Source organism: Candidatus Protofrankia californiensis (assembly GCF_900634765.1).
GTDB lineage: Bacteria > Actinomycetota > Actinomycetes > Frankiales > Frankiaceae > Protofrankia > Protofrankia californiensis.
In genome coordinates this window covers 609-2,278 of record NZ_CAAAFT010000480.1, presented here as the reverse complement: position 1 = coordinate 2,278, position 1,670 = coordinate 609, and the positions used below count along the sequence as shown (strand labels likewise).

Annotated in this window: 3 protein-coding genes; 2 read left to right on the top strand and 1 reads right to left on the bottom strand. The window is 70.0% G+C overall.

The features are described 5' to 3' along the window. Positions 1–338: GntR family transcriptional regulator (locus tag DD1DGNOD_RS24720; RefSeq protein ID WP_131771139.1), on the bottom strand; the 338-nt coding region annotated here is incomplete at its 3' end. 297 nt (positions 339–635) lie between these two features. Here DD1DGNOD_RS24720 and DD1DGNOD_RS27510 point away from each other — a divergent pair. Further along, positions 636–776: a hypothetical protein gene (locus tag DD1DGNOD_RS27510; protein WP_165034631.1), complete on the top strand. Its 141-nt coding sequence runs from the start codon at positions 636–638 to the stop codon at positions 774–776. Next, the coding region (locus tag DD1DGNOD_RS24715) for a sigma-70 family RNA polymerase sigma factor (protein ID WP_131764642.1) at positions 776–1,670 on the top strand (895 nt) is incomplete at its 3' end. The genes DD1DGNOD_RS27510 and DD1DGNOD_RS24715, both read left to right, overlap by 1 nt.

Below are 1,670 nucleotides of genomic sequence, written 5' to 3'. Positions count from 1 at the left end.
TCCCAGGACGCTCGTCCGCCCGACGCGGCGGCGGATCGGGCGAATGGGGAGGTTGACTCCGTAGAGCCTGGCGGGCGTCGCCGGTAGAAGTCGGTTGTGATGCGTCGGACCGACGGTCGAGTCTGAACGAAGGTTCCGTGCTGACCTCGGGTCTCGATCAGCCCTTCCGCCTGAAGCTGTGCGATCGCGCGACGGATCGTCTCCTGAGCGGCGTTGAAGGTCCGGGCGAGTTCGCGGTGTGAGGGGAGCCGACTACCCGGCGGATACTCGCCCGCTTCGATCTTGCCTCGCAGCGATGCCGCGATCCGGGTGTACGGCGGGCTGCTTGGCGTGGACATGCCCTAGACCATATCGAGCATGCCCACAAAAGATCTTCCAAGAGATGCCCTGGGGCATGTGGACATGCCTTAAGGCATGCTGCTACTGTCGAGCCACGCTGAGACGGGAGGCAACCCGTCGAGGCGGCTGGGCCTTCTGGACATGAAGAAGGCCCGGGGTGGGAGGCAACCCACACCGGGCCGGACGCGACTCGGAATCGCTCTTTGAGCGTACAGCGTCTGTGCACGTCGTGGCGCCTTCCGCACCCGTGTTGGTGCGTCTCCGGCTGGGGCCGGGGGCTCGTGGGAAGGGGCGTCATGACGCTTCCTGTTTTTGCCGTGCCGTCACGCCTTCGGGCGGACAGTGACCGGCCGTGGCCGACCCTGCCGGACGACCCGGAGCCGGACCGCTGGGTTGTGATCGTCGACGGTGCGAAGTCGTCGGGTGGTGGCCGCTGATGACGCGCCCCGCTGTCCTGGCCGCGGCGCCGGACCCTGACGACTCCGACAACCTGCCCGTGTTCCTGGACGCTGGCGGGCCGGCGGAGACGGTCACCGCACCGGCGGACACCACCGATGAGGTGCTGGCGGTCTGGTCGGCGGCCGGGGACGCTGCGGCGTTCGCGGAGCTGTACCGCCGGTACACCCGGATGATCGCCTCGCACCTGTACCGCCGCCGTGTCGACCCCGGTGACGTGGACGACCTCATCCAGGAGGTGTTCACCACCGCGCTGGAGCTTCTCCACGGCGGGTCGTTCCCCGACGGCTCGTTCCGCTACTGGCTGCTCGGGTATGTGGTGGTCCGGGTGCTCAACGGCTACTTCGGCAAGCGGTGGCGGCACGAGGAGACCGTGGGCAAGGCGACGCTCGCCGCGAGCATGCCTCGCCCCGACAGCACCCCGCCGCCCGGCCTGTCCGCAACGTTCGTTGCGGCGCTGGCCACATTGACGCCGCAGTGCCGGCAGGTCATCAAGCTGCGCTACCTCGAAGGCCAGTCGGTCGCGGCCACGGCACTGGTCGTCGGCATCGAGGAGCGCCGGGTGGCGGATGTGACCCGGATCGCCGTGCGGGACCTGCACCGGGCGCTGACCGGCACCGACCGGCCCCGTCGGCCCAAAGCGGCACCGCTCGCCGAGCTGCTGCCGATCGCGCTGGAGGTCGCCACCGAGACCCTGGCCGCCGGGGACCGGTGGGGGCTGCGGACGCTCAAGGCCGGTTTCCAGGCCCGGAAGATCCCGCTGAGCACGACCCGCGCGCAGGAACTGACCCACGCGGTTCGTGCGGTCATGCCGGAGACCGGGACCGGTCGGCCGACCGGTCTGGTCCGCCGCAAGGCGAAGGGCGGTGCCCGCT